This window comes from Piscicoccus intestinalis NBRC 104926 (genome assembly GCF_001515525.1).
Taxonomy (GTDB): domain Bacteria; phylum Actinomycetota; class Actinomycetes; order Actinomycetales; family Dermatophilaceae; genus Kineosphaera; species Kineosphaera intestinalis.
The window spans coordinates 1-21,968 of record NZ_BCNQ01000057.1 but is presented as its reverse complement, the minus strand read 5'-3'; the positions used below and the strand labels follow the sequence as shown (position 1 = coordinate 21,968).

The 21,968-nt window shown below is 73.3% G+C and carries 20 protein-coding genes and 1 riboswitch; of the genes, 14 read left to right on the top strand and 6 right to left on the bottom strand.

Going from position 1 to position 21,968, the window contains the following annotated elements:
• Nucleotides 1-184 precede the first annotated feature (184 nt).
• From alaS to aroB, 7 genes are all read left to right on the top strand, one after another.
• Nucleotides 185-2,887 (top strand): alanine--tRNA ligase, encoded by a 2,703-nt coding sequence (gene alaS, locus PINTE_RS10705; RefSeq protein ID WP_068429987.1) that lies wholly within the window; start codon nucleotides 185-187, stop codon nucleotides 2,885-2,887.
• Nucleotides 2,888-2,944: 57 nt separating this feature from the next.
• Nucleotides 2,945-3,418: a Holliday junction resolvase RuvX gene (ruvX, locus tag PINTE_RS21930; protein ID WP_245642903.1), complete on the top strand. Its 474-nt coding sequence runs from the start codon at nucleotides 2,945-2,947 to the stop codon at nucleotides 3,416-3,418.
• Complete coding sequence (gene mltG / locus PINTE_RS10695) at nucleotides 3,415-4,797, top strand: endolytic transglycosylase MltG (RefSeq protein WP_068429982.1); 1,383 nt, start codon at nucleotides 3,415-3,417, stop codon at nucleotides 4,795-4,797. The genes ruvX and mltG overlap by 4 nt, the downstream gene beginning before the upstream one ends.
• Nucleotides 4,798-4,889: 92 nt before the next feature.
• Nucleotides 4,890-5,849 (top strand): shikimate dehydrogenase, encoded by a 960-nt coding sequence (locus PINTE_RS10690; RefSeq protein WP_245642902.1) that lies wholly within the window; start codon nucleotides 4,890-4,892, stop codon nucleotides 5,847-5,849.
• Between the two features lie 81 nt (nucleotides 5,850-5,930).
• Nucleotides 5,931-7,160: a chorismate synthase gene (aroC, locus tag PINTE_RS10685; protein WP_068430021.1), complete on the top strand. Its 1,230-nt coding sequence runs from the start codon at nucleotides 5,931-5,933 to the stop codon at nucleotides 7,158-7,160.
• Nucleotides 7,154-7,747 carry a shikimate kinase gene (locus PINTE_RS10680; RefSeq protein ID WP_068429980.1) on the top strand — a complete coding sequence of 198 codons (594 nt, stop codon included), beginning with the start codon at nucleotides 7,154-7,156 and terminating at the stop codon, nucleotides 7,745-7,747. Before aroC ends, PINTE_RS10680 begins: the two co-directional genes overlap by 7 nt.
• 71 nt (nucleotides 7,748-7,818) lie before the next feature.
• Nucleotides 7,819-8,901 carry a 3-dehydroquinate synthase gene (aroB, locus tag PINTE_RS10675; protein ID WP_068430019.1) on the top strand — a complete coding sequence of 361 codons (1,083 nt, stop codon included), beginning with the start codon at nucleotides 7,819-7,821 and terminating at the stop codon, nucleotides 8,899-8,901.
• Nucleotides 8,902-9,163: 262 nt separating this feature from the next.
• On the opposite strand, the gene PINTE_RS10670 is transcribed toward aroB, so the two are convergent.
• Both PINTE_RS10670 and PINTE_RS10665 read right to left on the bottom strand, forming a co-directional pair.
• Complete coding sequence (locus tag PINTE_RS10670) at nucleotides 9,164-9,550, bottom strand: anaerobic C4-dicarboxylate transporter family protein (RefSeq protein WP_068429977.1); 387 nt, start codon at nucleotides 9,548-9,550, stop codon at nucleotides 9,164-9,166.
• 123 nt (nucleotides 9,551-9,673) lie between these two features.
• Complete coding sequence (locus PINTE_RS10665) at nucleotides 9,674-11,353, bottom strand: peptide ABC transporter substrate-binding protein (protein ID WP_068429975.1); 1,680 nt, start codon at nucleotides 11,351-11,353, stop codon at nucleotides 9,674-9,676.
• Nucleotides 11,354-11,656: 303 nt separating this feature from the next.
• Here PINTE_RS10665 and efp point away from each other — a divergent pair, with 303 nt between their 5' ends.
• The gene (gene efp / locus PINTE_RS10660) at nucleotides 11,657-12,217 is read left to right on the top strand and encodes an elongation factor P (RefSeq protein WP_068429973.1); all 561 of its coding nucleotides are present in this window, start codon (nucleotides 11,657-11,659) and stop codon (nucleotides 12,215-12,217) included.
• Nucleotides 12,217-12,729, top strand: coding sequence for a transcription antitermination factor NusB (nusB, locus tag PINTE_RS10655; RefSeq protein WP_084343470.1), 513 nt, complete (start codon nucleotides 12,217-12,219; stop codon nucleotides 12,727-12,729). The genes efp and nusB overlap by 1 nt, the downstream gene beginning before the upstream one ends.
• Before the next feature lie 241 nt (nucleotides 12,730-12,970).
• Here the strand turns inward: nusB and nagB are convergent, their stop codons facing one another.
• The 3 genes from nagB to thiM all read right to left on the bottom strand — a co-directional run bounded on the left by nagB (nucleotide 12,971) and on the right by thiM (nucleotide 16,180).
• Entirely contained in the window at nucleotides 12,971-13,756 is a 786-nt protein-coding gene (nagB, locus tag PINTE_RS10650; protein ID WP_068429970.1) for a glucosamine-6-phosphate deaminase, read from the bottom strand.
• A gap of 43 nt (nucleotides 13,757-13,799) precedes the next feature.
• Nucleotides 13,800-15,314, bottom strand: coding sequence for a bifunctional hydroxymethylpyrimidine kinase/phosphomethylpyrimidine kinase (gene thiD, locus PINTE_RS24755; RefSeq protein ID WP_084343469.1), 1,515 nt, complete (start codon nucleotides 15,312-15,314; stop codon nucleotides 13,800-13,802).
• Entirely contained in the window at nucleotides 15,311-16,180 is an 870-nt protein-coding gene (gene thiM, locus PINTE_RS10640) for a hydroxyethylthiazole kinase (RefSeq protein ID WP_068429967.1), read from the bottom strand. Before thiM ends, thiD begins: the two co-directional genes overlap by 4 nt.
• Nucleotides 16,172-16,263, bottom strand: a riboswitch (TPP riboswitch). (Overlaps the previous gene by 9 nt.)
• A 57-nt stretch (nucleotides 16,264-16,320) precedes the next feature.
• Here thiM and PINTE_RS10635 point away from each other — a divergent pair.
• Both PINTE_RS10635 and PINTE_RS10630 read left to right on the top strand, forming a co-directional pair.
• Nucleotides 16,321-17,238: a PhzF family phenazine biosynthesis protein gene (locus tag PINTE_RS10635; protein WP_068429964.1), complete on the top strand. Its 918-nt coding sequence runs from the start codon at nucleotides 16,321-16,323 to the stop codon at nucleotides 17,236-17,238.
• Nucleotides 17,239-17,353: 115 nt separating this feature from the next.
• Nucleotides 17,354-18,037, top strand: a complete 684-nt coding sequence (locus tag PINTE_RS10630; RefSeq protein WP_084343468.1) for a CDGSH iron-sulfur domain-containing protein — start codon at nucleotides 17,354-17,356, stop codon at nucleotides 18,035-18,037.
• A 187-nt stretch (nucleotides 18,038-18,224) separates the two neighbouring features.
• Here PINTE_RS10630 and PINTE_RS10625 read toward each other — a convergent pair whose 3' ends face one another.
• Nucleotides 18,225-18,845 (bottom strand): DUF1989 domain-containing protein, encoded by a 621-nt coding sequence (locus PINTE_RS10625; protein WP_068429959.1) that lies wholly within the window; start codon nucleotides 18,843-18,845, stop codon nucleotides 18,225-18,227.
• Nucleotides 18,846-19,033: 188 nt separating this feature from the next.
• On the opposite strand from PINTE_RS10625, the gene PINTE_RS10620 reads away from it, so the two are divergent.
• The 3 genes from PINTE_RS10620 to PINTE_RS10610 form a co-directional block, all read left to right on the top strand.
• Nucleotides 19,034-20,335, top strand: coding sequence for a prolyl oligopeptidase family serine peptidase (locus PINTE_RS10620; protein ID WP_068429957.1), 1,302 nt, complete (start codon nucleotides 19,034-19,036; stop codon nucleotides 20,333-20,335).
• An 80-nt stretch (nucleotides 20,336-20,415) separates the two neighbouring features.
• Nucleotides 20,416-20,736, top strand: coding sequence for a 4a-hydroxytetrahydrobiopterin dehydratase (locus tag PINTE_RS10615; protein WP_068429955.1), 321 nt, complete (start codon nucleotides 20,416-20,418; stop codon nucleotides 20,734-20,736).
• A 190-nt stretch (nucleotides 20,737-20,926) separates the two neighbouring features.
• Nucleotides 20,927-21,968 (top strand): acyl-CoA dehydrogenase family protein (locus PINTE_RS10610; protein WP_068429952.1); only part of this gene is annotated, 1,042 nt, incomplete at its 3' end.

Here is a 21,968-nt window from a genome sequence, read left to right as displayed (position 1 = left end):
TTACCCGTCGGTAACCCATTGGGGATGGACGGGGCGTGCCGGGGGTGCGTGGGGGCGCAGAAACCCCGTCGAGACCGGTGCGGCGCAGGCGTCATACTGGACCTCTGTGCCTTCCGCCTCGCCGCGCCGCGGCGGGCCACCGCCTCCCGGGCACCACACGAGCAGGCAAAGGAACCGCGTACCCATGGAAACCGCCGAGATCAGGCGCCGCTGGCTGAGCTTCTTCGAGAGCAAGGGGCACACGGTCGTACCGAGCGCCCCGCTGCTGTACGACGACCCGAACCTGCTGTTCGTCAACGCCGGCATGGTGCCCTTCAAGCCGTACTTCCTCGGGCAGGAGACCCCGCCCTTCAACCGCGCCACGTCGGTGCAGAAGTGCGTGCGCACCCAAGACATCGAGGAGGTCGGCAAGACCTCCCGGCACGGCACGTTCTTCCAGATGAACGGCAACTTCAGCTTCGGCGACTACTTCAAGGCCGGGGCCATCGAGTTCGCCTGGGAGCTGCTGACGACCTCGCAGGGGCGCGGCGGCTACGGCCTGGACCCCGACAAGATCTGGGTGACGGTCTACGAGGACGACGACGAGGCCGCCGACCTGTGGGTGCAGCAGACGTCCGTGACCCGCGACCGCATCGTGCGCCGCGGCAGCGCCGACAACTACTGGTCGATGGGCGTGCCCGGCCCCGGCGGTCCGTGCAGCGAGATCTACGTCGACCGCGGCCCGGAGTACGGGCCCGAGGGCGGTCCGGCCGTCGACGAAGACCGGTTCATGGAGATCTGGAACCTCGTGTTCATGCAGCACGAGCTGAGCGCCGTGCGCTCCAAGACCGACTTCGACATCCTCGGCGGCCTGCCGCACAAGAACATCGACACCGGCATGGGCCTGGAGCGCATCGCGAGCATCCTGCAGGGCGTCGACAACATGTACGAGATCGACGAGGTCTACCCGGTGCTCGACCGGGCCGCCGAGCTGGCCGGCAAGCGCTACGGGGCCTCCGGCGGGCAGAACGCGCACGACTCCCACCCCGACGACATCCGGCTGCGGGTCGTCGCCGACCACGTGCGCAGCGGCCTCATGCTCATCGGAGACGGGGTGACCCCCGGCAACGAGGGCCGCGGCTACGTGCTGCGTCGCATGCTGCGCCGCGCGGTGCGCTCGATGCGTCTGCTCGGCTACGACGACCCGTGCCTGCCCGAGCTGCTGCCGGTGAGCCTGGAGCGCATGTCGCGCTCCTACCCGGAGCTGCGCCGCGACTGGTCGCGGATCAGCCAGGTCGCCTACGCCGAGGAGGACGCGTTCCGGCGCACGCTTGCGGCGGGCACGACGATCCTCGACACCGCGGTCGCCCGCGCCAAGTCGTCCGGGCAGAGCACGTTGAAGGGCTCCGACGCGTTCGCGCTGCACGACACCTACGGCTTTCCCATCGACCTCACCCTCGAGATGGCCTCCGAGCAGGGGCTCACGGTCGACGAGGCCGGGTTCCGCGAACTCATGGCCGCCCAGCGCGACCGTGCCAAGGCCGACGCGAAGGTCAAGAAGCAGGGGCACACCGACACCCACCTGTACCGCGAGTTGGCCGACGCGCTCGGCGCCCCGGTCGATTTCACCGGCTACACCGACGTCGCCGGGTCCGGGCGGGTCGCGGGCATGCTCGTCGGCGGGCAGAGCGCCTCGGGCGCGCGCGAGGGCGACGAGATCGAGGTCGTGCTCGACTCGACCCCGTTCTACGCGGAGGCCGGTGGGCAGCTGGCCGACCGCGGGCTCATCCGCGTCGGCGGCGGCCTCGTCGAGGTCGACGACGTGCAAAAGCCCATCACCGGTCTCGTCGTGCACAAGGGGCGGGTCGTCTCCGGCGAGATCGGCGTCGGGCAGGAGGCTGAGGCGAGCATCGACGTCGACCGCCGCCGGTCGGTCTCCCGCAGCCACACCGCGACCCACGTGCTGCACCAGGCGCTGCGCGACGCGTTGAGTTCGACCGCCACGCAGGCGGGTTCGCTGAACTCTCCGGGGCGGCTGCGGTTCGACTTCAGCTGGAGCAAGCCGGTGCCGCCGAGCGTGTTCGCGCAGATCGAAGAGCACATCAACCAGGTGCTCATCGACGACCTGCCGGTCGGCGCGCAGGTCATGGACAAGAAGTCGGCGCTCGAATCCGGGGCGCTGGCAATGTTCGGTGAGAAGTACGGCCAAGAGGTTCGGGTCGTCTCGATCGGCGAGTGGTCCAAGGAGCTGTGCGGTGGCACCCACGCCCAGCACGCCGGGCAGCTGGGCATCGTCAAGCTGCTCGGGGAGAGCTCGATCGGCTCCGGGGTGCGCCGCGTCGAGGCGCTCGTCGGGCTCGACGCCTACCAGCACCTGACGAACGAGTCGCTCATCGTCTCCCAGCTCGCCGACGCCCTCAAGGCGCGCCCCGACGAACTCGCCGGGCGCGTCGAGTCGCTCGTCACCCGGTTGCGTGACGCCGAGCGCGAGATCGCGGCGATCAAGGCGGCCCAGGTGCTCGCCGGCGCCGCGGCCCTCGCCGACTCCGCGCGCCAGGTCGGCGGCACCCGCCTCGTCACGGCCGACGCCGGGGAGGTCGGCGGTGACGACCTGCGCCGCCTCGTCCTCGACGTGCGTTCGCGGCTCGGCGAGGCCGGGCCCGCGGTCGTCGCGGTCACGGGCGTGGCCAAGGGCCGGCCCTCGATCGTCGTGGCGACCAACGGTTCTGCCCGCGACGCCGGGGTGCGCGCCGGCGACCTCGTCAAGGCGGCCGCCGGGGTGCTCGGCGGCGGTGGTGGCGGCAAGCCCGACCTGGCCCAGGGCGGCGGCACCGATGCGGTTCGAATCCCGGACGCGCTCAACGAGATCGAGACGCGTCTCGGGGCGCTGACGGGAGCGGCAGGCTAGGTGCGCCCGGGCGTCCGCGTCGGGGTCGACGTCGGTAGCGTGCGCGTCGGGGTCGCCATGAGCGACCCCGACGGTCTGCTGGCCACCCCGGTCGCCAGCCTGCCCGCCTCAGACGGCGGCGGCGGTGACGGCGGCGGTGACGGCGGTGACGGCCCGATCGAGGCCCTCCACGCCCTTGTGCAGGAGCACCGGGCGGTCGAGGTGATCGTCGGGCTGCCGCGCGGTCTCTCGGGCGCCGAAGGGGCGTCTGCGCAGGCCGCGCGGGCCTTCGCCGTGAAATTGTCTCGGCGCGTCCGACCTGTCGCTGTAAGGCTTTTCGACGAACGGTTGAGTACTGTCGAAGCACACCGGGCGTTGCGCGCGAGCGGGCGCCCCGGGCGTCGACAGCGTGAAGTCGTCGATCAGGTGGCCGCAGTGACCATCCTGCAGACGGCTTTGGACCTCGAACGCGCCTCCGGTCGTCTGCCGGGCGAGGTCGTCGGCGGCCGCAAGCCGCGTCACGCCAAGGGAGTCAAAGGAGCGCCTCGATGAGCAACGAACGCCCGGCCGGTTCCGGTGGTTCGGGCGCGCGGGGAGAGTGGGACGCCGACGCCCCTGACGCGTGGGACGAACCCGGCTCTGCCGGCGCGGACGATGCGCACGGACGCGAGTCCCGCGAACACCTGCGCGCCCACGAGGACGACCGCTACGCCGACTACGACGAGCAGGACCCGGGCTATGTGGGCGATCCCGACGACGGTTACCACGGCTACGACGAGCGTGACGAGTACGACGAGCACCACGACAATGACGACCGCTACGGCCACGACGACGCAGCTGGCGCAGCCGGCGCACGTCACGACGGCGGCGACGGCGGGCCCGGGGGAGGGCGGCGACGCATCATCGTGCTGGCGATCGCGGCGGCCCTGCTTATCGGTGGCCTCGTCGTCGCCGTGGGCGTCGTGTGGCCCGTCGTCCAGCGGTTCACGGCGCCGACCGACTACGAGGGGGCCGGCACCGGCTCCGCGGAGGTCGTCGTCTCCGAGGGCGACACCGGCTCCCAGATCGGGCAGAAGCTGCAGCAGGCCGGGATCGTGCTGACGCCCGAGGCGTTCACGCAGGCCCTCACGGACAACCCGGGTGACGAGATCCAGCCCGGGCACTACTCGCTGCGCAAGGAGATGGCGGCGTCCGAGGCCCTGTCGATGATGCGCAACGAGGGCCGCAACGTCACCCGCGTGACGATCCGCGAAGGTCTGTGGAAGAGCGAGGTGTACAACGAGCTGTCGCGGGTCACGGGCACGCCGGTCGAGCAGTACCAGCAGGTCGAGGAGCAGGCCAAGGCCGACCCCTCGATCCTCGGGCTCCCGAGTTCGGCCAAGGGCGCGTTGGAGGGCTACCTGTTCCCGGCCACATACGACTTCGACCCGGGCACCGACGCCCGCACCCAGCTGCGCCAGATGGTCTCGCACGCGATGACGCAGCTGCGCCAACTCGGCGTCGCCGACGCGAACATGGAACGCGTCATGACGATCGCCAGCCTCGTCGAGGGTGAAGCCCGCACCGACGAGGACCGCCCGAAGGTCGCCCGCGTCATCGAGAACCGCCTCGCCGACAACATGCCGCTGCAGATGGACTCGACGGTCAACTACGCGGCGCAGCGACGCTCGATCACGACCAGCGATCAGGAGCGCGCCGCGGGCAGCCCGTACAACACCTACGCTCACCCCGGCCTGCCGCCCGGCCCGATCAACAACCCCGGAGCCGACTCGATCACCGCCGCGCAGAACCCCGCGGACGGCAACTGGCTGTACTTCGTCACGGTCAACCCCGACACCGGCCAGACCGTGTTCACCGCCACGCTCGCCGAGCACAACCAGCAGGTCCGGGTGTTCCAGCAGTGGTGCCAGGCGAACCCCGGCAAGTGTTGAGACGCGGTCACTGCCCACCGGCGCGGCCTGCGTAGTCTGTCGGGTGCACGCGCCCGCAACGAGCGGGGCTCCCCGAACGAACGACGCCCCCCATGCCCATGACACCCGCATCCCTGCCCCCGTCCCGGCCTGCGCCGAGCGAACCCGGCTCCGGCCTGACCTGGGGCCCGGTCGTACCGCGCCCCCGCGACATCACGTGCCGGGCCGCGGTGCTCGGATCGCCGATCGAGCACTCGCTGTCGCCGGTGCTGCACCGCAGCGCCTACGAGCGCCTCGGCCTGCACGAGTGGGGGTACGACCGGTTCGCCGTCGGCGGGGAGGGTGAGCCGGGGCTGCGCGAGTTCCTCGCCTCCCGCGGGCCGGAGTGGCTCGGGTTCTCCGTGACGATGCCGCTGAAGGAGGAGGCGCTCGCCCTGTCGATCGCCGCGTCCGGGCACGCCCGCGAGATCGGTGCCGCCAACACCCTCGTGCGCACCGACCGGGGCTGGATCGCCGAGAGCACCGACGCCTACGGGGCCCTCGAGGCCCTCGCCTCCGGCGGCGTCGGCGAGAACGGCACCCCGCCGCGGCGCGCGGTCGTGCTCGGCTCCGGGGCCACGGCCCGCAGCGTCGTCGACGCCCTGGCCCGGCTGTCGGTGCGCGAGATCGTCTTCGTCGTGCGCGAGTCGGCCCGCCCGGAGACCGTCGAGCTGGCCCGGCGCCGCGGCGTGGCGGTCAGCGAGGAGCCGGGCCTGGCCCGCGGCTCGCTCGCGGCGCTCATGGCGAGCGCGGAGATCACGGTCAGCACGCTGCCGACCGGCACCGACCTCGGTCTGGACCCCGCGCCCGCGGGGATGCTCAACGGGCGCCACCTCATGGACGTCGTCTACGGCGGCTGGCCGACGCCGTTGGGCCGCTGGGCCACGGCCGCCGGCGCCCACGCCTTCGGCGGGCTGCCCATGCTCGTGCACCAGGCCGTCGAGCAGGTGCGGCTCATGACCGGCCGGCAGGCGCCCGTCGACGTGATGTGGCAGGCGGTGCTCGCGCACCTGGCGGCGCAAGAGCGCTCCTGACCCTGCGGCGCGAAGGTCGGCGGCGCGAAGGTCACGGGGCCAGCGGCGGCCGCGGGCCGCGCGCGTGCGAGCATGCTGGGCATGGTGCGTTGGTTGACTGCCGGTGAGTCCCATGGTCCCGCGCTCGTCGCGATCGTCGAGGGCATCCCGGCCGGGGTGCGCGTCACCAGCGACGACGTGCGCGCGGCGCTGGCCCGACGCCGGCTGGGATACGGCCGCGGGGCGCGGCAGAAGTTCGAGCAGGACGAGCTGGAGATCCTCGGCGGGCTGCGGCACGGCGCGACGCTCGGGTCGCCGATCGCGCTGCGCATCGGCAACAGCGAGTGGCCCAAGTGGCAGACGGTCATGGCCCCCGACCCGGTCGCCGAGGGCGACCTCGCTGCCTCCGACGACGTCAACGCGCCCAAGGAGATCGCCCGCAACCGCCCGCTGACGCGGCCGCGGCCCGGGCACGCCGATCTCGTCGGCATGCAGAAGTACGGCTTCGACGAGGCCCGCCCGGTGCTCGAACGGGCCTCCGCGCGGGAGACCGCGGCGCGGGTCGCGCTGGGCGCCGTCGCCGCCGCGTTCGTCGAGCAGGCCGCGGGCATCCGGCTCGTCTCGCACACCGTCGCGATCGGGGCCGCGGGACCGTTCGCGGCCGGCGCCGCCGGCCTGCCCACCCCGGAGGCGGTGGATCGGCTCGACGCCGACCCCGTGCGGGCCTTCGACCCGCAGGCGTCGGCCGCGATGGTCGCGGAGGTCGACGCGGCGCACAAGGACGGCGACACGCTCGGCGGGGTCGTCGAGGTGCTCGCCTACGGGCTGCCTCCGGGGCTGGGGTCGCACGTGCACTGGGACCGCAAGCTCGACGCGCGGCTCGCGGCGGCGCTCATGAGCATCCAGGCGATCAAGGGCGTCGAGCTCGGCGACGGCTTCGCGACGGCCGCGCGGCGCGGCTCGGCGGCCCACGACGAGATGGCCCGCGACGAGGCCGGCGTGATCCGGCGCGCCACCGGCCGCGCGGGCGGCACCGAGGGTGGCATGTCGACCGGCGACGTGCTGCGGGTGCGGGCGGCGATGAAGCCGATCAGCACCGTGCCGCGGGCCCTGGCCACCGTCGATGTCACGACCGGCGAGGCGGCCCAGGCGATCCACCAGCGCTCCGACGTGTGCGCGGTGCCCGCGGCCGGGGTGGTCGCCGAGGCGATGGTCGCGCTCGTGCTCGCCGAGGCCGTCGCGGAGAAGTTCGGCGGCGACAACGTGGCCGAGACCGCCCGCAACGTCGCCGCGTACCTGGAGGCGATCCCGGCCGGGATGCGCACGTGGTGAGCGACACCGGCTCCGCGATCATGCTGCTCGGCCCGCCCGGGGCGGGCAAGACGACGGTGGGCGCGGCGCTGGCCGCGCGGCTGGGGCTGCCGTTCGTCGACACCGACGAGCTCGTCGAGCGGCTCGACGGGCGGCCGGTCTCGCTGATCCTCATCGACGACGGCGAGCAGCGCTTCCGTGAGCTCGAACGGGAGGCGGTGTCGACGGCGCTCGCCGGGCCCCCTGCGGTCGTCGCGCTCGGTGGCGGCGCCGTGCTCGATGCGGGGGTGCGCGCGGCGCTGGCGGGGCACACCGGCGTGTTCCTCGACGTCGGCCTGCGCGACGCGGCCCGCCGCACCGGCTTCGACACCGGTGTCGCGCTCATGGCGCTCAACCCGCGCGGGCAGTGGCTCGCGCTCATGGAGGCGCGCCGGCCCCTCTACGAGGCCGCTGCCGCGCTTCGCATCGACACCAGCGGGCGCACTGCCGATGAGGTGCTCGAGGAGATCGTCGCGGCGCTCGACCAGGCGCACAAGCAGGATCTCGACCAGGCGCACGAGCAGGCGTCGGGCGGCGGTTCACCGCAGAACCGGGAGGAGCAGGCGTGAGCGCAGCACAGGGAGAGGCGGGGCAGGAGGCGGGCCAGGGGCACCGGCAGGGGCACGGCGACGTCGACCGCATCCACGTCGGGGCGGCGACGGGCGGCTACGACGTCGTCGTCGGGCGCTCCGACGTGGCCGCGCACGTGCCGGGCCTGCTCGGCGACGGCGTGCAGCGGGTGCTCATCGTGCACGCGGCGGCGGTCGAGCCGCTCGCCGCCCGCCTCGGCGACGTGCTGCGTGAGCGCGGCGTGCGGGTCTGGCTGCAGGTCGTGCCCGACGGCGAAGCCGCGAAGACCGCGGCGGTCACCGCGCAGCTGTGGGCGCAGCTCGGGGCGGCGGGCTTCACCCGCAGCGACGCGGTCGTCGGGGTCGGCGGGGGAGCGGTCACCGATCTCGCCGGGTTCGTCGCCGCGACGTGGCTGCGCGGGGTGGCGGTCGTGCAGGTGCCGACGACGCTGCTGGCGATGGTCGACGCGGCCGTCGGCGGCAAGACCGGCATCAACACCGCCGAGGGCAAGAACCTCGTCGGTGCCTTCCACGAACCCGTCGGCGTGCTCGTCGACCTCACGAGCCTGCGCACCTTGCCGCGTGCCGATCTTGTCGCGGGGATGGCGGAGGTCGTCAAGGGCGGTTTCATCGGCGACCCGCAGATCCTGCAGCTCGTCGAGGCCGATCCGGTCGGGGCTCTGGATCCCGACTCCGCCGTGCTGCGCGAGCTCGTCGAGCGCAAGATCGCACTGAAGGCCAACGTCGTCACCGCGGACCTGCGGGAGTCGTCGCTGCGCGAGATCCTCAACTACGGGCACACGTTCGGCCACGCGATCGAACAGATCAGCGGTTACCGGCGCCGGCACGGGGAGGCGGTGGCGGTCGGCATGATGTTCGCGGCCGCGCTGGCGCAGCGTGCCGGCCTCCTCGACGCGGCGGGGGTGGCTCGGCACCGCGACGTGCTGCGCGCCGTCGGGCTTCCTACGAGCTACACCCCGCCGGCCGGGTACGACTGGGCCGCGCACCTGGCGGTCATGCGGCGCGACAAGAAGACTCGCGGCGATCTGCTGCGGTTCGTCGTCGTCGACTCCCGCGGGGAGCCGGGCCGGCTCGAGGGCCCCGCCGAGGACGACCTGCGCGCCGCCTACGAGACGGTCCTGGACCGGGCGTGAGCTCGGTCCGTCGCAAGAGGTATCCCGCTCTGCAAGAAATCCCCCCGAGGGGGGATGTGCTCGTGGCCTGTTGTCGGGCAGGCTAGTCCCTGAGTCCGGGCAGCCGGGGCACGTAGCGTGCGCCGGCTCCGGTCGGCGAAGGATCACCCGGGTGGGGACACAGGGGGTTCGGGAGGCGGGCCTGCTGCCCGGGGCGTGCGGAATCAGGGGCCGTACGCCCCGGCCGGCAGGCCCGCCTCACTGAGTGTGGGCGCCGGGTGCCTCAGAGCACCAGGTGCGCCAGGGGGTAGCCGACGAGGCAGGAGACGCCCACGCAGATCAGGCCCGGCACGAGGAAGCTGTGGTTGATGACGAACCGGCCGATGTGCGTGGTCCCCGAGCGGTCGAAGCCGATGGCGGCGAGGTCGGAGGGGTAGGTCGGCAGGATGAAGTAGCCGTACCCGGCTCCGATGAACCCGACGATCGCGACCGGGTCGACGCCGAGCTGGAGGCCGACCGGCACGATCGCGGTGATCGCGGCGGCCTGGGAGTTGACGAGCTTGGAGACGACGAACAACACGAGCGCGTACATCCACGGCGCCTCGGCGACGACGCCGGCGAGCACCCCCTCGAGGGCCACCAGGTGCGCGCCGAAGAATGTCTCGCTCATCCACGCGACGTAAGCACGTCGTGGACTGGTTGAATCTAAATGCGAATCCTCCGATAGATCGGGGAGGTCGACGCGGCCTACCGGGCGTTGCGGAGAGCCGGGATTCGCACAAGAGATGTGCGGTCAGTTCCGGGTGATCTCCGGGTAGACCGGGCTGCCGAAGACGTCGGTGCGCACGCCGGTGACGTTCTCGCCGGCGCCGCCGACGGCGTTGCGCGACCACAGCGGCACGACGGGCAGCGTGCCCATGATGAGCGGCTCGATCTGCGCGTACGCGCTGGGTTGCGCCGAGGTGGCCGCCGTCGCCGCCGCACCCATGCGGGTGTCGACGACGTCGTTGGAGTAGCCGCTGCCGTTGTCGGGGGCGCCGGTCGTGAAGCGCGGCACGAGGAACCCCTGCAGAGTGGGCTGCGGCATCCGCCAGGTCTCCAGGTAGGGGCCGGTCTCGCGGCCGAGCGCGACCGCCTCCCGCAGGTCCCGCAGGGTCGCGTACGTGCGCGGCTGGCACGCGAGCCCGAGCGCCTGGGTGACCTCCCGGCACACGTCGGTGGCGACCGGCCCGTCGTCGCCGTCGGCGGCGTAGGCGATCGTCAGCGGACCCTCCCAGCCGCCCGCCTCGTGGAACGCGTTGGCGGCGGTGTTCTGGTCGCGGGTGCACCACTGGCCACAGACGTCGGCGGAGTAGCCCTCGACGACGGGCGCGGCGAGGTCGGTGGCGGGCAACGCCGTGCCGGAGAGCAACCCGGAGGCGAGCGCGTCTCGGTCGATCGACGTCGAGATCGCCTGCCGCAGCAGCAGGCCGCGCTCGCCGGCCCAGGGGTCGCGATGCAGCGGAAACACGATCGACTGGGCGACGCCGACCGGCTGGTTGACGGCCCGGCTCCCCAGTGTCGTGCGGTAGCGCGGCAGTTCGGAGACGGGCACCTGATCGACGACGTCGAGGGTGCCGCTGCTCAGGCCCGCGTACGCGGCGGCCGCCGAGTCGTAGACGTGCATGTCGATGCCGGTGTTCTGCGGCGTCTGACCGCCCACGTACTCGGGGTTGGGGCGCAGCCGGATCGTGGTGCCGCCCACCGGGTTCTGCGGCCAGGAGCCCTCGAGACGGTAGGGGCCGTTGCCGACCGGGTTGCTCGACCACGCGGTCGGGTCGCTCAGCGCGGCTGGTGGCAGCGGCGCGAACGAGAGCCGACCCAGCGAATCCTGGAAGCCCGGCTGCGGCTGGGTCAGCGTGAAGCGAAAGCTGTAGTCGTCGAGCACCTCCAGGCCGGCGAGCTGGGTGGCGGCGCCGGGCTCGGTGGCGGCCAGCTGCATCGCCTCGTAGCCGAGGATCGGGGCGAAGTCGCGGGAGCGGTACTGGCCGTTGGCGCGCGCCGCGGCGTAGTTCCACGCGTCGACGAACGAGGAGGCGGTCACGGCCTGCCCGTCCGTGAACCGCCAGTTGCGTTGCAGCCGCACCGTGTAGACCTGGTTGTCGGTGGTCTCGATCGCCTCGGCCACCTCGTTGACGGCCTTGCCCTTGGCGTCGTATCGCACGAGTCCGCGCAGCAGCAAGCCCAGGACGCGCTGGGTGTACGGGTCCTCCACGTTGGCGGGCCGCAGGTCGGTGGCCATCGGCAGCGCGCTCACCGCGATCGGCGTCTGGGGGGTCTCGGTGACCGCCGGGGTCGTCGGCGCGACGGTCGGCTCCGGCGCGCTGCACGCCGCGAAGAGGGAGCCGGCGAGGGTTGCCGCCGCCAGTACCGCCGCCGCCCGGCGAGGGCGTCGCGGAGCCCATCGGGGTGCGTCGTCGGCCGAGCGGAGCATGACGTCAGCTTTTCATGCCGAGAGCGACGGACCGAGGCGGAGCCGACGGTGGCCTCGACCACGCGCTGCCGCCGACCGGCGTGGCGAGCGGCATCCCGCGGGGCCGGTAGAATCTTCTCCGATTCCCTGCACGTCGGCCCCCGGGCGGCTGGTGGATCGGGCGCCCCCGACCGACGATCGGTCGTTCGTGGCGCCGATCCGGCGCCACCGTGGCCCCACCGGTGGCCCCAGAGAGGACCATCGTGGGCCACACCCTGGACCATCCGGCGTGCGACCGACCCCGACGAAAGAGACGCGATACCCGTGGCGACGACCAACGACCTGAAGAACGGCATGGTGCTCAACCTGGAGGGCCAGCTGTGGACCGTCGTGGAGTTCCAGCACGTCAAGCCCGGCAAGGGCCCGGCGTTCGTGCGCACCAAGCTGAAGAACGTCATGTCCGGCAAGACCGTCGACAAGACGTTCAACGCGGGCACCAAGGTGGAGACGAGCAACGTCGACCGCCGCACGATGCAGTACCTGTACAAGGACGGCGACGACTTCGTCTTCATGGACGGCAAGACGTTCGAGCAGCTCAACGTGCACTCCGACGTGGTGGGCACCTCGGCCGACTACATGCTGGAGAACCAGGACGCGGTCGTCGCGACCCACGAGGGCACGCCGCTGTTCGTCGAGCTGCCCGCCTCCGTCGAGCTGACGATCACGTACACCGAGCCGGGCCTGCAGGGCGACCGCTCGACCGGCGGCACCAAGCCCGCCACCCTCGAGACCGGCGCGCAGATCCAGGTGCCGCTGTTCCTGGAGACGGGCACCAAGGTCAAGGTCGACACCCGCGACGGCTCCTACCTCTCGCGCGTCAACTGATGCCCGACGGCTCGGGTCGGCCTGCGGCGAGCGGGCTGCCGGTGCCCGTGGAGGGCGCCGAGTGGTTGCGTACGGTGCAGCCGCCCAAGGGCGCGCTGACCTCGACCCGCAGCAAGGCCCGCCGGGCCGCCGTCGACCTCCTCTTCGAGGCCGAGCAGCGCGGCATGAACGCCGGGGTGCTGCTCGACGCCCGGGTGGCCGCACCGGCCGGTCAGTCTCCGCTGCGCGAGTACACGGTGGCGATTGTGCGCGGCGTCGTCGCCAACTGGGCGCCGCTGAACGAGACCCTGTCGACGTACAGCCAGGGCTGGTCGCTGGAGCGGATGCCCGCCGTCGACCGGGCGATCCTGCGCGTCGGCGCCTGGGAGATCGCGCACAACGACGACGTGCCCTCCGGCGTCGCCATCTCGGAGGCGGTCGAGCTGGCCCGCGCGCTGAGCACCGACGAGTCCCCGGGCTTCGTCAACGGCCTGCTCGCCCGGGTTGCCGACGTCAGCGGCGCGCCTGCGTAACCCAACGGGCGCCTCTACGGCGGAGCGGCCCGCGTGCCTCGCGGATGCGGCTGGGCTCGTGCGGAGGGTCGGAGACGAGAATGGCTTACACACTCGTCTTCGTGCGGCCCGCGCGCTCTCGTGAGCTGCGGTGATAGGCGGGCTCGCCGCGGCCGGAGTCGAGTATGTACGTCAACTTCGTCTCGGCGCGTCCAGGACCCGCGCGAGGCGGCTCATGGGCACTGACTCGGGGCGGCCTCGGTCAGAACCCCTGCCAGTCGGGCTTGTGCTCGAACGTGTCGACGAAGTAGGGCGCGAGTTGCAAGCGGGCGCAGGCGGCTTCGTCGACGAGCACGGTGACGTGGGGGTGCCACTGGAGGGCGGTGGCCGGCCACATCGCGCTGATCGGTCCCTCGACGAGCTGGTGCACGGCCTCCGCCTTGGCACGCCCGGTGGTCACGAGCAGGAGGTGCCCGGCCGCCATGATCGTCGCGATCCCCTGGGTGAGGCAGTGCACCGGCACCGCCTCGACGTCGTCGCCGAAGAACCGGGCGTTGTCCTGCCGGGTCTGGCGGGTCAGCGTCTTGATCCGGGTGCGTGAGGCGAGCGAGGAGCCCGGCTCGTTGAACGCGATGTGCCCGTCGCTGCCGATTCCGAGGATCTGCAGGTCGATTCCCCCGGCCCGTGTGATCGCCTGCTCGTACGCGACGCACTCGGCTTCGATGTCGTCGGCGAGGCCGTCGGGGCCGCGCACCCGGCCCGGGTCGATGTCGACGTGGTCGAGCAGGTCCCGCGCGATGACGTTGCGGTACCGCTGCGGGTGGTCCTCGCCCAGCCCGACGTACTCGTCGAGGAGGAACGCGCGCACCCGCGCCAGGCTCGCCTCGCCCTCGCGCACCCGGCGGCCCAGCTCGGCGTAGATGCCGCGCGGGCTGGAGCCGGTGGCCAGCCCCAGCGTCGGACGCGCGCGCCGGCCCATCGCCTCCAGCACGGCGTCGGCGCCCAGACCCGCCAGGTGCGCGGGCGAGCTCGTGACAATGACCTCCACGGTGCCTCCTTCATCCGTGAATCAGCTTGCCCCGCAAAAGCGCTCAGCGGCGACTCCATAACTCGTGGAAGTGCTGCACCGGGCCGTGGCCGCCGCCGACGCTCAGGGTGTCGGCGGCCGCGATCGCCGCCGACAGCCACGCCTTGGCGTCGCGGGCCGTCGTGCTCCAGTCGGGTCGCTGCGGGCGCAGCGCCGCCAGCGCCGAGGAGAGGCTGCAGCCCGTGCCGTGCGTGTTCGGTGTGTCGACGAACGGCGCTGACAGCACGAGCAGTTCGCCGTCGACGAGGACGACATCGCGCACCTCGGCGGTGGCTTTGCTGGCGTCGCTGGCTTCGGGGCCCTGCGCGGAGGTGTCGGCGGGTACGCCGCCGGACTCGAAGTGCCCGCCCTTGGCGTAGACGCCGCGGGCGCCGAGGCCGACCAACGCCTGCGCCTGGGAGGTGAGTTCGTCGAGGCTGCGGGCGGGTTCGGTCTCCAGGAGCACGGCGGCCTCGGGCAGGTTGGGGGTGATGAGGTCGGCCAGTGGGAGCAGGCCGCGCACCGCCTCCACCGCGTCCTCCGCCAGGAGCCGGTCGCCGCTCGTGGCGACCATCACCGGGTCGAGCACGACGGGGACCCCCGCGAACGGCCCGGCGAGGTAGTCGCCGACCGTGCGGGCGAGGTCGGCGGAGGCGAGCATGCCGATCTTGATCGCGTCGATGCGCACGTCGTCGACGAGCGCGTCGAGCTGGGCCCGCACGAACTCCAGCGGCACGGGGTGAATGCCGGTGACCCCGCGGGTGTTCTGCGCGGTGAGCGCGACGATCGCGCACATGCCGTAGGCGCCGTTGGCGCTGATCGACTTCAGGTCGGCCTGGATGCCGGCGCCGCCGCTGGGGTCGCTGCCGGCGATCGAGAGCACGTTGGCGACGCGGGGCGCCGCGGCCCAGGCGGCCGCGAGTTCGGCGGCCGCGGCCCGCGGGTCGGGGGTGCCGCAGATCGCGCTGATCACCGCCATGCCGTCGATGCCGCCGCTCTTCAGCGCCGCGGCGTCGGCGGCCTTGATGCCGCCGATCGCGCACGTCGGGTACGCGCTGCGGCGGGCCAGCCGGGACGCCTGCGCGAAGCCCATCGGCGCCGCGTGCCCCGGCTTGCTCGCGGTGGCGCGCACCGGGCTCAGGCCGAGGTAGTCGACGGTGCCCGGCGGCAGCGCGTTCGCCGCGTCGAGCTGGGCCTGGTCGGAGACCGAGAGCCCGACGATCTTGTCCGGCCCGAGCAGCTCGCGGGCCCGCTGTGGCGGGGCGTCGCTCGGGCCGACGTGCACGCCGGCGGCGCCGACCGTCTCCACGAGGTGCACGCGGTCGTCGAGGATGAGCGGCACGTCGCCGCACACGTCGAGGAGTTCGCGCCCCAGGCGGGTGAATTCCTCGTCGGAGGCGTCCGGGTCGCGCAGCTGCACGAGGGTGGCGCCGCCGGCGACGGCGCGGCGGACCGTCTCCACGACGCCGAGCGGTTCGCACTGCGGGGTGTCGGTGACGAGGTAGACCGCGAGCCGGGCCGGGTCGAAGGGTGCGCTCATCGGTCGGCCCCGCTCTCGGGCTCGAACTCCAGCCGCAGGCGCTCGCCGAGCTGCTGCGGGCTCAGCGTGGCGAGCTGGTCGAGCAGGGCGACCGCGAAGGAGCCGGGCCCGGCGGCCCCGTCGGCGGCCGCGTCGGCGGCGACGGTGAGCAGCCCGGTGGCGGCGGTCGCGGCGACGAGGGCGTCGTCGGTGGTGGCGGCGAAGGCGCCCATGAGCGCGCCGAGCGCGCAGCCGACTCCGGTGACGCGGGTGAGCAGCTGGTGGCCGTTGGAGACGCGCACGAGCCGGTGCCCGTCGGTGAGGTGGTCGACCTCGCCGCTGACGGCGACGACGCAGCCGTGCTCGGCGGCCAGCGCGTGGGCCGCCTCGAGCGCGGCGTCGGCGGTGTCGGTGGAGTCGACGCCGCGGCCCCCGGCGCCGCCTGCGAGCCCGATGATCTCCGAGGCGTTGCCGCGGATGATCGCGGGGGCGCCGAGCGCGAGCAGGTCACGCCCGACCCCGGTGCGCCAGGCGAGCCCGCCGGCGGCGACCGGGTCGAGCACCCAGGGGGTGCGCGCGCGGGCGGCGGCCGTGACCGCCTCCCGCATCGCGGCGACGGTGTCGTCGTAGGGGGTACCGAGGTTGATCAGCACCGCGCTCGCGACGGTAGCGAATTCGCCTGCCTCGTGCGGGTTGTCGACCATCGCGGGGGCGGCGCCGGAGGCGAGCAGCACGTTGGCGGTCCAGTTGGTCACCACGGTGTTCGTCAGGCACTGCACGAGCGGCCCGGCCGCGCGCATCGACTCCAGCTCCCGGGCAGCGTCGTCGCAGGTCACCGGGGCATTCGCGCCATCGGCGGGGGCGGTGGGGTCAGAAGAATCCGTCATCGGCGACGTCCCTTCGCTAGTACGAACTAGGGCAGGTTCGACGGGTGTGATCTCAGCGCGACCGCGCACCCCGCGTCGTCCCGCCACTCTAGACCCGCTCGCCGAGGCGGTCGTCGACTTCGCTTCGTAGGCTGGGGGCCATGGTGCTGCCGTTCAGCCAGGTCGATGTGTTCACCGGTGCCGCCGGCGAGCCGTTCCGCGGCAACCCGGTGGCGGTCGTGCACGACGCCGACGCGCTCGACGAGACGACGATGGCCGCCTTCGCGCGCTGGACCAACCTGTCGGAGACCACGTTTCTCGTCGCGCCGAGCGACGAGGGCCGCGCCGGCGGCGCCGACTACCGGCTGCGCATCTTCACTCCCGGCGGCGAGCTGCCGTTCGCGGGGCATCCGACGCTGGGGTCGGCGTGGGCGTGGCTGCAGGCCGGCGGCACGCCGCGCGGGCTGCGGATCGTGCAGGAGTGCGGGGTCGGGCTCGTGCCGGTGGACCGCCGCGGCGACGAGCTCGCGTTCGCCGCGCCGCCGCTGCTGCGCTCGGGACTGGTCGACGCGGCGACCCTTGAACGGGCGGTGCGTGGGCTCGGGCTGGCCGACCGCCCGGAGGCGGTGGTCGATGCCGCGTGGGTCGACAACGGCCCGGGCTGGCTCGGGCTGCTGCTCGACGACGCCGCGACGGTGCTCGACCTGCGCCCCGACCTGGCCGCGATCGCCGACCTGGCCGTCGGCGTCGTCGGCCCGTACTCCGAGGGTGGGCCGTCGGGCGCGCCGGCGGACGTCGAGGTGCGGGCCTTCGCGCCGGCGCACGACGTGCCCGAAGACCCGGTGACCGGCAGCCTCAACGCGGGCCTGGCGCTCTGGCTCCTGGAGACGGGTCGGTTGCCCGATCACTACGTCGCCTCCCAGGGCACCGCGCTCGGGCGGGCCGGGCGGGTGCACGTCGACCGCGAGAGCGGCGGCAGCGACGGCGTCGACGGCGGGCCCGAGGGCGGCGGCGGGCGCACCGTGTGGGTCGGCGGCCGTTCCCGGGTGCGGGTGCGGGGCACGCTCGACGTGGGTTGACCAACGGCCCGTCGCGCGCCGGCTCGCCGCGGGGCGGCGCGAGTTGGGTCACAGCCGCGCGCGGCGTCCCGGGTTGTTCAGCGCGACGGCCCCGCTCCGGCGGTAGCGTCTTTCCATGAGGCGCAAGCAGTTACGGATCGAAGCCACTCCCGACGGACCGTACGGCGTGTACGGAGGAGTCGACCTCGTGCGGGTCGGCTACGTCACCGACGACGACGGGCACTCCGTCGACTGGGCGCCGCGGGCCGCGGTCGACACGAGCGATCAGGCCGACGACGAGGGCACCTACTGGCTGTGCCGGTGCGGGCGCTCGGACAACAAGCCGTTCTGCGACGGCAGCCACAACGACGGCTTCGACGGCACCGAGGCCGCGCCGACCTCGACGTACGACGAGCGCGCCAAGGTCATGCAGGGCGCCGGCGTGCAGGTGCGCGACGACCGGGGCATCTGCGAGCACGCGGGCTTCTGCACGCGAGCGCACACACATGTGTGGAAGATGGTGCGCTCGGGCGACCCCGAGCAGCTCGCCCAGATGGCCGACATGATCGACCACTGCCCCTCCGGCGCGCTGACGCAGCGCGCCCAGTCCGAGGCGGCGGACGACGAACCGCAGCTGGCGCCACGGGTGCTCGTCATCGACGACGGCCCGCTGCACGTCGCGGGCGGCATCGAGGTCGCGCGCGCCGACGGTGAGACGATCGAGAGCCGCAACCGCATGACGCTGTGCCGCTGCGGCGCCTCCGCGATCAAGCCCCTGTGCGACGGCAGCCACGCGAACGTGGAGTTCACCGACTCCTGAGGCGCTCGCCGGGGTCGAGCCGGGGTTTCGCACAGAACTATGGGCGGTGTCCGCTCGTGAGTGGACACCGCGCGGGTGCGGTGCAACGCCGCAGGTCAGCGCGCTGCCCCCGGGCCTGGGTGAGGCGTTTGTCCACTCGGCGGGCGTCGAGTGGACACTGCCTCGGCGACTCGAGCAGCGCGACGGCTCAGCCGGCCGCCTCGGGCGGTGTCGTCAGGACGGCGGTGATGGAGGTGGAACGCCCGCTGTTGCACCGGCTTTCGGTGACGCTGCACGCCGCGAGGGCGACGCGCAGGGGCATCCGGGCGCGCAGGGTGACGTGGTCGCCGGCCCGGGACACCGGCTCCTCGACGGAGATCGTCAGGTCGGGACGGACGACGGTGTGCATGAAGAGGTTGACCGGGGTGATGGCGCTGCGGGCCCGGCCCAGGGCGGTGTTGATGTTCTCCAGGCAGGAGGGGTGTCCGGCGCCGTTGCCGTAGAAGTGGTCGTACATCTCCGGCCGGCAGCACGGGTGCAGCAGGTCGTGTTCGCCGACGGTGTCCTCGATGAGGTCGAACATGGGTCGGTACCGGTCGGAGTACAGGGTGTGGCCGCGGTGGAGCCGGAGGGACTCGTTGCAGTCGATGGTCACCCCGCTGGAGAGCACCTCGTGCGGATCGGTGGCCGACTCGGCGAAGAAGTCGACGACCTGCCCGCCCTCGTCGTCGATGATCGTGAGGAGCTGGCCGGGACGCATCTCGATCAGCTCGCCGGAACACGGCGGGATCGAGACGCGGCGCGAATCGGGAGTCAGACCACTCGGCATGCCTGCGAGGCTAATCGGCGGAGTGGCGAGGCTAGGGGGCGGAGTGCCGCGGCACGTGCCCACGGCCCCCGACAGGACCGCCGACGGACGGCCGCCGACGCGGATTCCTTTGCTCGGTAACGCTGCCCGCCGACAAGGTGGGCCGCTAGCGTGGGCCCAGCGACCCGCCTCACGCCAGGAGAGCCCCAATGAAGGTGCGCCCGTTCGCCGCTGCCGTGTTGTCCACGAGCCTGCTCTGCGCCGGCCTCGCGGCGGGGGCCCCCGCCACAGCGTCGGAGGCGTCAGAAGCGTCGCAGGCCTCGCAGGCGTCGAAGCGGCCGACGACGTTCCGCCTCGACGTCGAGACGCTCGACGGGGGCCAGCAGATCGTGTCGGTGACCCTCGACCTGCCCGCCGGCACCGGGGTCGACGCGGGCAGCCTGGCGCGCGACACGTTCGCGGTGCGGGCCAAGGGCGTCAACCCCTATCGCGGGGCCGCGGCCGGCCGGTTCGTCGGCGCGTACGACGCGGCCCGCACCGTCACCGGGGTGCGCCTGAACCGCGCCGGCGACGTCGTCATCGACCTTGCTCACGGCCCGGACGCCACGGCGGCCGCGACGTTCGGCTACGCCACCGACATGCAGCGCAACGTGCCGCTGGAGCTGACGTATTCGATCACCCAGACCAAGCCGATGCGCACCCGCAACGGCTCGCCGCTGACCCTGACCGGCTTCGCCCAGGGGTCGGTGCGCGATCGGGAGGTCGACGCGTTCACCTCGGGGCGGTCGGCGAGCGGGCTGGCCTATCGGGCCTTCGCGCCGACCCGGGGCTCCGGTGACCGGCCGCTGGTCGTGTGGCTGCACGGCGGCGGCGAGGGCGGCTGGGCGCAGTCGTACGACAACGACCTTCCGCTGGTTGCCAACCGGGGAGCACTGGGGTTCGCGACGCCGCAGGCGCAGCGGGCCTTCGACGGCGCCTACGTCGTGGCCCCGCAGGCGTGGACGCGCTGGCTCGACGACGGCGCGCCCTACGACTACACCCGCCGCCTCAAGAGCCTCATCGACGAGTTCGCGCGCACCCACGACGTCGACACCTCGCGCATCTACGTCGCCGGCGCCTCCAACGGCGGCTACATGGCCTCGAAGATGGCGTCGGCGTACCCGCGGTACTTCGCCGCCAACGTCTCGATCTGCCCGGTCGCCGTGTTCATCGACAAGCAGGCCGGCACGACGCGGACCGTGCTCACCGACTCCCAGCTGCGCCGCGTGCGCTCCACCCCGACGTGGATCGTCTACGCGACGAACGACCCGGTCGTCGACCCCGTGGCGAACGGGCAGCACATGGCGCAGGTCATCGGCAACGCGCAGGTGAGCGCCTACCCCCGCGTCGTGCGCGACGGGCACGAGTACGACGGTCACTGGACCTGGATCTACGCGGCCCGCAACGACCCGAAGACCGCCGGCGGCACCAGCCTGTGGGAGTGGATGGCCGACCAGCGCCGCGCGAAGTAGACCGGGCCCGGCCGACGGCAGGCGAGTCGGGTGCTTGGGTGGGGTGGGCCCAGGGTGGCGCAGCCCCTACGGTGGGCTGCATGTGCGCCCAAGAAGCCCCCGTCACCCAGGAGTCGGTCGACGCGGCCGGTCTGCGCGGCTGGACCGTCTCCGACTCCGGACTGACCGTCACGTTCGACTGCGACGGCTTTACGGCCGCAGGCGCGTTCGTCGCGGCCATCACCGCGCTCGCCGACGGCCACAACCACCACCCGGACCTGTCGGTGTCGTATCCCGGGCACGTGCGGATCATCACCGTGAGCCACGACGTCGGCGAGCTGACCAGGCGCGACCTGCGCCTGGCCACCGCGGTGCACCGACTCGCGGCGGAGTCGGGCTACACGGTGGTCAGCGAGGAGTGAGCCGCGGATGAGCGCGCGGCGACCGGAGCCGGTCGCCTGACGTTCCACCCTCAGGGGTGAGGCGGGCCGGCGGCGCGGCACGTAAGCTCGGGCCGACGCGAGCGCCGCGCCCCCTTTTTCGCTGCGACAGGAGACCGCTCATGGCGGCGACCCGCCCCCTCGATCCCGAATCCCCGCGCGTGGTTCGGGCATGACGGCCTCGGTGGGCGCCGATCGCGACTCGGGTCTCGACGGTTTGGCTGGTCTCGACGGTCTCGTCGGTCTCATCGACGAGACGGTCGAGCCCGGGCGCCCCGAGGCCCCCGGACACCTCGGGCCGGCCGGGGAGTGGCTCGCCTCGATCGGCCTCTCGGAGGCCGACCGGTCGCCGGGGGCGCCGGGGGAGCCGGGGGCGCAGACCTCGCCCGGCAGCCTCGACCGGCTCCTCGCGCGGGCGCTGGCCGGGGCCGCGGACCTGGCGGCGGCGCTGCCCGAACCCGGCGGCGGCCACACGGTGCAGCTGTGGGACGCGTTGGCGCGCATCGCGGCCGCCGATCTCACGGTGGCCCGGGCGATCGAGCCCCACCTCGACGCGGTCCACATCATGAGCCAGGCGCGGGCCGCCGGGCTGCCGGCGCCCGCCGAGACCGGCGGTTGCTGGGGGGTGTTCGCGGCCGAGGGCCCCGCGGTCCGCGTCGACGCCAGACCTGCGGACCGGACGACCCCCGACGCCAAGGACGCCAAGGCCGCCGGCGACAACGGCGGCCGCCAGGACCCGCAGGGGTGGACGCTCTCGGGCCGCAAACCGTGGTGCTCGCTGGGCGGGCGCCTGGACCGGGCGCTGGTCACCGCGTGGGTGTCCGACCGTGACCGCGGCCTGTTCGCCGTGGATCTCGCCGGGCCCGGCGTCCGGTCGGTCGACGCGGCGTGGGTGGCCCGCGGACTGAGCGCGGTCGACAGCGGCCCGCTCGATTTCGACCACGCCCCCGCGGAGCCGGTCGGGCCGCCCGGGTGGTACCTGCAGCGCCCCGGATTCGCCTGGGGCGGAATCGGGGTCGCCGCCATCTGGTACGGCGGTGCCCTCGGCGTGGCGCGCCGCCTGCTGCCGAAACCCGGCGGCCGCGAGCCCGACCAGATCGCCCAGGCCCACCTCGGCGCGTGTGACGCCGTGCTGCACGCCGCGCGGTGTGCGCTGCAGTGCGCCGCGGCCCAGGTCGACGCGGGCGAGGCCACCGGCGACGCCGGGGCGATGC

Bases quoted from the DNA above. Each gene is read 5' to 3' on its own strand.
- PINTE_RS10615 (WP_068429955.1), top strand. From the start codon at position 20,416: ATGTGCGCCCAAGAAGCCCCCGTCACCCAGGAGTCGGTCGACGCGGCC.
- PINTE_RS10665 (WP_068429975.1), bottom strand. From the start codon at position 11,353: ATGCTCCGCTCGGCCGACGACGCACCCCGATGGGCTCCGCGACGCCCT.
- thiM (WP_068429967.1), bottom strand. From the start codon at position 16,180: ATGACGGATTCTTCTGACCCCACCGCCCCCGCCGATGGCGCGAATGCC.
- PINTE_RS10630 (WP_084343468.1), top strand. From the start codon at position 17,354: ATGAGGCGCAAGCAGTTACGGATCGAAGCCACTCCCGACGGACCGTAC.
- mltG (WP_068429982.1), top strand. From the start codon at position 3,415: ATGAGCAACGAACGCCCGGCCGGTTCCGGTGGTTCGGGCGCGCGGGGA.
- thiD (WP_084343469.1), bottom strand. From the start codon at position 15,314: ATGAGCGCACCCTTCGACCCGGCCCGGCTCGCGGTCTACCTCGTCACC.
- ruvX (WP_245642903.1), top strand. From the start codon at position 2,945: ATGAGCGACCCCGACGGTCTGCTGGCCACCCCGGTCGCCAGCCTGCCC.
- PINTE_RS10620 (WP_068429957.1), top strand. From the start codon at position 19,034: ATGAAGGTGCGCCCGTTCGCCGCTGCCGTGTTGTCCACGAGCCTGCTC.
- alaS (WP_068429987.1), top strand. From the start codon at position 185: ATGGAAACCGCCGAGATCAGGCGCCGCTGGCTGAGCTTCTTCGAGAGC.
- PINTE_RS10635 (WP_068429964.1), top strand. From the start codon at position 16,321: ATGGTGCTGCCGTTCAGCCAGGTCGATGTGTTCACCGGTGCCGCCGGC.
- PINTE_RS10625 (WP_068429959.1), bottom strand. From the start codon at position 18,845: ATGCCGAGTGGTCTGACTCCCGATTCGCGCCGCGTCTCGATCCCGCCG.
- PINTE_RS10690 (WP_245642902.1), top strand. From the start codon at position 4,890: ATGCCCATGACACCCGCATCCCTGCCCCCGTCCCGGCCTGCGCCGAGC.
- PINTE_RS10670 (WP_068429977.1), bottom strand. From the start codon at position 9,550: ATGAGCGAGACATTCTTCGGCGCGCACCTGGTGGCCCTCGAGGGGGTG.
- aroC (WP_068430021.1), top strand. From the start codon at position 5,931: ATGGTGCGTTGGTTGACTGCCGGTGAGTCCCATGGTCCCGCGCTCGTC.
- nusB (WP_084343470.1), top strand. From the start codon at position 12,217: ATGCCCGACGGCTCGGGTCGGCCTGCGGCGAGCGGGCTGCCGGTGCCC.